This is a genomic window from Borborobacter arsenicus (assembly GCF_003934165.1).
GTDB lineage: Bacteria > Pseudomonadota > Alphaproteobacteria > Rhizobiales > Rhizobiaceae > Pseudaminobacter > Pseudaminobacter arsenicus.
Genome location: NZ_RKST01000063.1, coordinates 1 through 7950, shown reverse-complemented (window position 1 = coordinate 7950; position 7950 = coordinate 1). Strand labels below are relative to the sequence as shown.

Annotated in this window: 10 protein-coding genes and 1 pseudogene; 8 read left to right on the top strand and 3 right to left on the bottom strand. The window is 56.3% G+C overall.

Annotated elements, in window-relative coordinates; translation table 11 throughout:
* Positions 1-470: 470 nt before the first annotated feature.
* The 3 genes from EET67_RS24690 to EET67_RS24680 all read left to right on the top strand — a co-directional run bounded on the left by EET67_RS24690 (position 471) and on the right by EET67_RS24680 (position 2683).
* Positions 471-680 (top strand): cold-shock protein, encoded by a 210-nt coding sequence (locus EET67_RS24690; protein ID WP_128628826.1) that lies wholly within the window; start codon positions 471-473, stop codon positions 678-680.
* 384 nt (positions 681-1064) lie between these two features.
* Positions 1065-2093, top strand: a complete 1029-nt coding sequence (locus EET67_RS24685) for a fatty acid desaturase (protein WP_128628825.1) — start codon at positions 1065-1067, stop codon at positions 2091-2093.
* Positions 2094-2389: 296 nt separating this feature from the next.
* A complete protein-coding gene (locus EET67_RS24680; RefSeq protein WP_128628824.1) occupies positions 2390-2683 on the top strand; it encodes a hypothetical protein in 294 nt (97 codons plus the stop codon).
* Between the two features lie 389 nt (positions 2684-3072).
* Here EET67_RS24680 and groL read toward each other — a convergent pair whose 3' ends face one another.
* Both groL and EET67_RS24670 read right to left on the bottom strand, forming a co-directional pair.
* On the bottom strand, positions 3073-4674 hold the full coding sequence (groL, locus tag EET67_RS24675) for a chaperonin GroEL (RefSeq protein WP_128628823.1): 1602 nt from the start codon (positions 4672-4674) through the stop codon (positions 3073-3075).
* Between the two features lie 104 nt (positions 4675-4778).
* Positions 4779-4880, bottom strand: a pseudogene (locus tag EET67_RS24670) (co-chaperone GroES); the annotation flags it as partial.
* A gap of 508 nt (positions 4881-5388) precedes the next feature.
* Between EET67_RS24670 and EET67_RS24665 the strand changes: the two are divergent.
* From EET67_RS24665 to EET67_RS24645, 5 genes are all read left to right on the top strand, one after another.
* Positions 5389-5652 (top strand): hypothetical protein, encoded by a 264-nt coding sequence (locus tag EET67_RS24665; RefSeq protein ID WP_128628822.1) that lies wholly within the window; start codon positions 5389-5391, stop codon positions 5650-5652.
* Positions 5649-6020: a hypothetical protein gene (locus tag EET67_RS24660; protein WP_128628821.1), complete on the top strand. Its 372-nt coding sequence runs from the start codon at positions 5649-5651 to the stop codon at positions 6018-6020. Before EET67_RS24665 ends, EET67_RS24660 begins: the two co-directional genes overlap by 4 nt.
* Positions 6021-6117: 97 nt before the next feature.
* On the top strand, positions 6118-6339 hold the full coding sequence (locus EET67_RS24655) for a hypothetical protein (RefSeq protein ID WP_128628820.1): 222 nt from the start codon (positions 6118-6120) through the stop codon (positions 6337-6339).
* 14 nt (positions 6340-6353) lie between these two features.
* Positions 6354-6671 carry a hypothetical protein gene (locus tag EET67_RS24650; RefSeq protein ID WP_128628819.1) on the top strand — a complete coding sequence of 106 codons (318 nt, stop codon included), beginning with the start codon at positions 6354-6356 and terminating at the stop codon, positions 6669-6671.
* Entirely contained in the window at positions 6668-6955 is a 288-nt protein-coding gene (locus EET67_RS24645) for a DUF1488 family protein (protein WP_128628818.1), read from the top strand. The genes EET67_RS24650 and EET67_RS24645 overlap by 4 nt, the downstream gene beginning before the upstream one ends.
* Before the next feature lie 188 nt (positions 6956-7143).
* On the opposite strand, the gene EET67_RS24640 is transcribed toward EET67_RS24645, so the two are convergent.
* Positions 7144-7326, bottom strand: a complete 183-nt coding sequence (locus EET67_RS24640; protein WP_128628817.1) for a hypothetical protein — start codon at positions 7324-7326, stop codon at positions 7144-7146.
* Between the last annotated feature and the right edge of the window lie 624 nt (positions 7327-7950).

Sequence of the window (7950 nt, the reverse complement as noted above, 5' to 3'; positions counted from 1 at the left end):
GCGGCCGCGCCAACGCCGACATCGGCCGAAATCCGAAATCACCATAGCCGTCGACTGTGGCCCGCGGGTTCCTTCCTCGGGGACTTTCGTACGCCTGCCGGCGCCCGAAACTCTTCGCGGAAGCAGACGGTCCGCTTCCGGCCACAGATCTTTAATTGCGGACACCCCGTCCTAAACGCTCACGTCTTCCCAACTTCCGTATTCCGGCGGTCCTGAAGCGCTTCGATTCCTTACGAAAATTTCAAACATCTGGCCTCTGCGGCTCACGCTGGGCGGGCCTCTCGGAACATTGGTGCATGGCGCCTTGCTATAACCACAAACGGCGAATAGGTTGACGTATCGATCTTGTTGACGAGCTTTGTTTCTGCGCTCAGTGCGCCTCGACGATCTTCTTTCTCAATTTCGACGACTACGGCGTTTGGCATTCAGCCAAGCGGCGAATTTCTATGCGATTTGAAAAGGAAATCGTCATGACCACTGGAACCGTGAAGTTCTTTAATTCCTCCAAGGGCTTTGGCTTCATTCAACCTGATGATGGCACGACCGATGTGTTTGTTCACATCTCGGCCGTCGAGCGGGCCGGCATGCAGACCATCGTCGAGGGGCAGAAGCTTTCTTTCGACGCAGTCCGCGACAGCCGCAATGGCAAGCTCGCCGCAGAAAACCTGCAGGCTGCTTGAGGATAATCGCCTCGGGTCTTTGACCACGGATGGTACTGGCACTGGCCATTGAGGCGAACAAGGGAAGGTCGGGTAAGCCCGGCCTTTTCATTTGGGACGGCGGCTATTGAGAATATTTACTTGCAAACCAAACCCGCATAGCCCACATACAAGCTCAGCGGTCGCCATTCGGCCGGGAGCGCTCGCTCAGATGTGGCGTTGGGCTTCCCCAAATAGCAACTGCATTTGCCCTGATTGATGGTTCGCCGACCACGAATGTACCGGCGGCGCACATGTCTCAGGACCGAAGGGAAGCGGGTATGATAGCCCGCTTTTTTCATTTTTATCCCACCTGTATTTGAGATTCTTTCCACTCAGCCACAGGATCGCAGTCTTGGAGGCACTGTGGAGAATAAATGCGCCCCTGACGTTGAGGCACGAAAGGATATCCGCTCCTGGAGTGCTATTCTCGCAGGCTACCGTCAGCCCGACACGGTCCGCAGCATCATTGAGATTGTCATCACCGTAGTGCCTTTCGCGGCTTGTTGGGCGCTGGCTGCCATTGCAGCTATGAATGGTTGGTGGTGGGGGCTGCTTTTGACAATTCCGGCCGCTGGCTTTCTCGTAAGGCTTTTCATACTACAGCATGACTGTGGACATGGTGCGTTGTTCGGGAGACGCAATGCCAATGACTGGACCGGCCGGGTTATCGGCATTCTTACATTGACGCCTTATGATTATTGGCGCCGCACCCACGCCGTCCATCACGCAACTGCCGGCGATCTCGACCGCCGCGGCATCGGTGACGTCAAAACGCTTACGGTCAGGGAATATCAGGCATTGCCCTGGCATGGCCGTGCCAGCTACCGCCTTTATCGTCATCCGGCCGTTATGTTCGGCCTTGGTCCGGCATGGCTGTTCATCTGCCAGTACCGCCTGCCATTCGGTCTCATGCGCGCGGGCGTGCAGCCTTGGGCGTCAACGGTTGCGACCAACGTAGGCATCGCGCTTCCGGTAGTGGGCTTGATCTGGATGCTCGGTATAGGCCCGTTCCTTATGGTGCAGCTGCCGATCACATTGATGGCAGCGACTGCAGGCGTCTGGCTGTTTTACGTTCAACATCAGTTCGAAGAAACGCACTGGTCCGAGGGTGAAAGCTGGCATTTCCAAAGTGCCGCGCTGCACGGCAGTTCACACTATGCGCTGCCCCTCATCCTGCGCTGGTTCACCGGAAATATCGGCATCCATCACGTCCACCATCTGGCAAGCCGGATTCCGTTTTATCGCTTGCCACAAGTTCTGGTGGACCATCCAGAACTGCGCGACATGAGCCGAATTACGCTTCTTCAGAGCCTGCGCTGCGTCAAGCTGGCGCTATGGGACGAACAGGCAAAACGACTGGTCTCGTTCGGGGAAGCGCAGGCCGCCGCCTAGCATTCCGGAAATTGCAATCCGTGCTCACACCGCCGGCTCCGGTCCTTTATAAATTCATTATCGGCTGCCACCAACCAGGCCGGCCTCAAATAAAACTCAATCGGCGCCCAGGAGGTTTGCATCGCTCTTTTGGGCCTGATGGCTTCTCGTGGCGTCAGAGGTTCTCGACCGCCAAACGCTCCAGATCATCGATGGTATTTGCGTCTTGCCGACATGTGGGCCGGGCGGGAGCCGGACCGCTCCATTGAGTAGATTTGCCTCCGACCGGTACTGCTTGGGTTTTGCGAGGACAGCCAATGCTTATGCATACCAGGGTATCCATCGTGCAGTTTTCAGCACCATTTGCGCTGAGGGGAATCGATGAACTTTTGCCGCCCGGCGAATATGCGATAGATCAGGTCGAGCATCTCATTGAAGGGATGACATGGCTCGCATATCGCCGGATCGCAACGTTCATCCATCTTCCCGCCCTCTCTGAGTGTGCGACTACCGAGTTGGTCGAAATCGACGCCGATGAGCTTGAAGCCGCACTTAAGCAGGATCTCGAACAACAATACCGCGTGAGTTGGTGCGCGAATAAGGAACAATAATGTCATTACGTCGCTTCACTGTTGGTCAGAAAGCCTTCTTCAAGAGCAACTGGTATAGCTCAAACACTCCGCAAGCGGCCCCCCACATCACAGCCCTGTTACCCGAGACCACCCAATGTCGCGTGCGCAGCGATGGCGAACGCCACGATGGATTGGTGGATGAAGACAGCCTGGAGGAAGCCCACATGGAACCGCCCCTATCCCCTATCTCATCAGCGAAACCAGCGCGGTTTCCTTCGCGCGACCGGGCTGCTGCCAGCAGACCCCAATCGCATGAGCGCCTGGAATACGCACGCCGGCGCGAATCTGACTGCGATGGAACCCTGCGTCGCATAAGGCAGCTCGTAGAGGATAACCGACTGCTATGATCACGCGGCAAGCGGGTTCCATCAATTGACAGGCGCGGCCTTGGCGGGGATATCGGCTATCATGGCTTCCGCTGTTATGAGGAGGGCGGCAATCGACCCTGCATCCTGCAAGGCCGTTCGCACCACCTTGGCCGGATCGACGATGCCCGCCTCGATCATGTCGACATAGATCTCGGTCTGGGCATCGAAGCCTCGATTGGGGTTCGTGTCTTCCATCAGTTTGCCGACGATGATCGAGCCTTCGGCGCCAGAGTTCTCGACTATCTGCCGGATCGGTGCCTCGAGTGCTCGAAGCACAATGGAAATGCCTGCCGTCTCGTCGGCATTCACTCCAGTCAGCCCAACCAAAGCCGCCTTGGCCCGGAGAAGTGCAACACCACCGCCTGGCACGATGCCTTCCTCAACTGCGGCGCGTGTCGCATTCAACGCATCATCGATGCGATCCTTCTTTTCCTTGACCTCTGTCTCGGTCGCGCCACCGACCCGGATTACCGCGACGCCACCAGCGAGCTTAGCCAGACGTTCCTGCAGCTTCTCCCTGTCATAGTCCGACGTGGCTTCCTCGATCTGCAGCTTGATCTGCTTTATACGCGCCCCAATGTCGGCCTTGTCGCCAGTGCCATCGATTAAGGTGGTCGTGTCCTTTTCGATCAATACACGCTTGGCTCGACCGAGCATCTCAAGGGTGACATTTTTCAATTCGATGCCGAGATCCTCCGAGATGATCTGGCCGCCGGTGAGGATGGCGATGTCTTCCAGCATAGCCTTGCGGCGGTCGCCGAAGCCGGGGGCCTTGACTGCTGCCACCTTCAGGCCGCCGCGAATCTTGTTGACGACAAGCGTCGCCAGCGCCTCACCCTCGACATCTTCCGAGATAATCAGCAGCGGCTTGCCGCTTTGGACCACCGCTTCAAGGATCGGCAGCATCGCCTGCAGGTTCCCCAGTTTCTTTTCATGGATGAGGATGTACGGCTCCTCCATCTCCACGCGCATCTTCTCGGCATTGGTCACGAAATACGGAGATAGATAGCCGCGATCGAACTGCATGCCTTCCACGACATCGAGTTCGGTTTCAGCGGTCTTGGCCTCCTCGACCGTGATCACGCCTTCAGTTCCGACCTTGTCCATTGCCTTGGCGATCATCTCGCCGACGGACACGTCTCCATTGGCGGCAATCGTACCGACCTGTGCGATCTCATCCGATGATTTGACCTTCTTGGCTCGGGCCTGGATGTCCTTGACGACAGCAGTCACGGCAAGGTCGATTCCGCGCTTGAGGTCCATCGGATTCATCCCCGCCGCCACCAGTTTGGCACCCTCGCGAAGGATGGCAGCGGCAAGAACCGTGGCGGTCGTGGTGCCGTCACCGGCCAGGTCATTTGTCTTGGAGGCGACCTCGCGCACCATTTGTGCGCCCATGTTCTCGAACTTGTCTTCCAGTTCGATTTCCTTGGCAACCGCGACGCCATCCTTGGTAATGCGCGGCGCGCCATAGGCCTTGTCGATGACGACATTACGGCCCTTGGGCCCGAGCGTTACCTTGACGGCGTCGTTGAGCAGTTCCACGCCGCGAAGCATGCGGTCGCGCGCGTCGATGGAGAACCTGATTTCCTTGGCAGACATTTTTTCCCGTCCAGTTCGGTTCTGAGATTGCAGGCTCGGCGATCAGGCGACCTTCTTGGCCGCCGCATGTTGCATGATGTCGCTCTTCTTCATGGTCAGGAGATCTTCGCCTTGGCGGTATTGGGGATGATGATACCGCCCTTGGACTTCAAATCACTTTCAGCCCGCCGGATGACGGCGCGGTCGTGGAGGGGCCGGAATTTCATGAGTGTTCTTTCTGGGGCCGGCGCATAGGGCGACCGCACGACTGGTATACGCCCGTTGGCACTCGAATGATAGGAGTGTCTTCCCTTATTCTTGGTCCCTAAGTGGAGTACCGAATATAATCTTTATACTCTCAAAATGTCTGCCGAAATAACTCGGATCATTTTGAGATTCTTGTCTCATTGAAATATACTTCATCTTATCCATTCGAACGATAATTAAAGAACAGCAACGTAAATTCCTTGTCTTTTCCTCAGATGAGGCGTATATATAAAACTCGTTGATTTGGCCGTCTTGGCTTTCGCGGTGTTAGAGACCTTCGACCCGCCATTCACCTCTGAATTATCGATAGCGAATGTTCGACGCCAGCCGGCGCGCATATCGCACCATGCGAACCTTTGGAATGAAAGGAGTGCTGGCCACGGATGTAGTGGCAGCATGGGCATCATTTCTGGTTCGGATGGAACAAAGCAGAAGGTGCATGGCGCGCTTTCGCGAAGGAGAACGACAATGACCAATCGCACCACACAAAAGGTCGTCCGCTTCCTGTCGGCGTTCTCGCTGCCGGGTTTTGATGCTCCCCAACCTCCGGGAGAGTATCTTGTAAACCATGACGAAGAGCTTATCGACGGGACGTCTCATCTGGCATGGCATCGAACAGCCAGCTTCATCCATCTGCCATCGATCTCCACACGGGGCTCGAAACAGCAAATGGTGCCGGTCGATCCAGCCTTTCTCCAGGCGGCATTGGAACAGGATCAAAGGCGATCATGAGCATGGCAACCCTCATCCATCGAAATGTCCGTCCAATACGACACGATCCCGCACCTCATCTATTTGCGGTGGGCCAGACTGTTCGCCTGAAACGCAATTTCGGGATGTATCCGAGCACGAACACGGAAATCTACCATGTCACCGGCACGATGCCGCCCAATGCGGGCTCGCCCCAATACCGCATTCGCAATGACGACGAACGTCATGAACGGGTAGCAACGCAAGACAGTCTCGAGCCGGTCCGCGACTTGCAGCCCGGAGACAATCTCACTCTTATCGAAAGGACGTTCCGCAATGGCCAAGGGACAGAAACGCAGCAATCGGGAAATTCGAAAACCGAAGCAGGAAAAAGCTTCGCCAAAGGCTGAAAGCTCTTTCGGCAACGCCATCAAGCTTCCCGCAAATTCCAATGCCCCACGCGGCAAAGGCATGAATTGATGCCCGGCTTCACAAGGGAGAGGATCAATGAAGATCATGATCGAGTTCTACCGCACGCGGGTCAAGGACGACGCTCATGCCACCGTTGGCAGGGCGATGAGTGACGCAATTGATCGGAAGGACGCCATCGAGGTCGCGCGATCACTGTCCGTTACTCTCAGCATGCCACAGCGCCCGGATGGGATGATGATCACCGATATGACCGGCCAAATGCTTTACACGGGAATTGTTGACGCCGTCGGCCGCTGAAAGGAGACCGCAACATGACCAGTGATACTCACCGTGATTGGGAGAGCCTCGCGATCGGGGTCTGGGAGAATGAGGGTGGCGCGCCCGGCCCCGGCATTGTCACCCAACAGTATGGAAGGCGTGTCGAGGCCAATCGCTCCTGGACTGTTTATCATGTCTTCAGTGGTGTGCCGGCGAGCAGAAGCGGCAACCCGATGACCGGCCTGAGCCGGTCGGACGCGACAGAGGGCATGTTGTCGCTCAATCTTCATAATGAACGACGGCCGATGAAACACAGCAAGCCGCAGACGCTTAAGGTAAAAGATCGTTTGAGAGCGATGGACCCGTCATGACGCTCGATTTTCCCAATCGAAGCCGAAGTTTCGATGAAGCAAGAAACGCGGTCCGGTTTATCGGCTATGATGGCACGTTCGAAGTGCGGTTTCTGGTAGAGGCCCCCGCTCTCACGACATTGGATAGAAAGACGGTCGGGGCAGAGGCGCTGGAAGCAGAATGCCTCGCGGCGTTCGACGCAGCCCGGGGATCTATTCACGACGTTGCCCGCGCATCCTATGGACGCGGACGCCGAACCACTTATATCCTGACTGCCGCCGATTTCCGTAAGCGAAAAGCCTGAACGGACATGAACCCACGAGGGGTGCCTCGATCCGGTCCTGTAGCCGGTCCGTCATCGAGCCTCCAAGGTACGCTGCTCAATTTCACCCACGCCAATCCTGTGTGATGAGCCGCGAACTCCTCTGGCGAGGCCACAAAGCTATTCGTTAGCGGTGACCTGGTAGATGCGGAGTGATGAACGACATGTGGTCACGTCATGAGTGTTTTTATCTTCTGCAGCGCTCGCACGGCTTCATCCTCAGCCACACCGACAAGCGCATCGATCGCTTTCAAATCGTCATTTTGCGCCGTCGTAGCTATTTCACGTCTTAGCTGCCGCAACGTATCCCAGACATGTCTTAGGTGGCCTTCAATGTCGGATGCATCAAACATCTCGGTATCCTTTCGTCGCACCAACAAAACTGAGCCCACTCTGTTCCGGCGCGCCGGAAAAATAGCGCGGCGTATCGGGAGCTATTTCATGGCCTGCCGAGACGCGTGCTTGTAAGTGGTGACGAATAAGGAATGCTCGATTTGCTTTCTTCATTGGAAAGGCCTAGCGTTCATCTATCGGCAGCTTCTTATACGGGCGCTGCCGATGAGGGCGGCCATCGTGCCCTGGCCCTGACCTAAGGAGGGCACCACGTCTTCCGCCGATCTCACCTTCGATGACATGAACATGACTGAGCGGCTTCTCTCAGAAGTTCGCGAGCTTGGGCTAGAGCCCAGCTTTTAACGCGCGCTGTTGCTCATTCACTGTTTTGAGGCGGGAAGCCAAGTCGAATCCGAACTGAGGCTACTTCTGACGAAGCATATCAAGCTTCATAGATCGCTCGACATTTGGGAACTACCTCCGGCCGGCAATGTGAGGCTGATGATCATGAGGATCCATCTGGATGAAAGTAAGCGCGTAGGTCACCCCACGTAGCGGCTGGTTCGCTGATCTGGGAGTCTCCAGGGTGATTTGTCCTGGGAGGCTCCTGTGAGCGCACATATGTCTGATAGCAAGAACTTCGA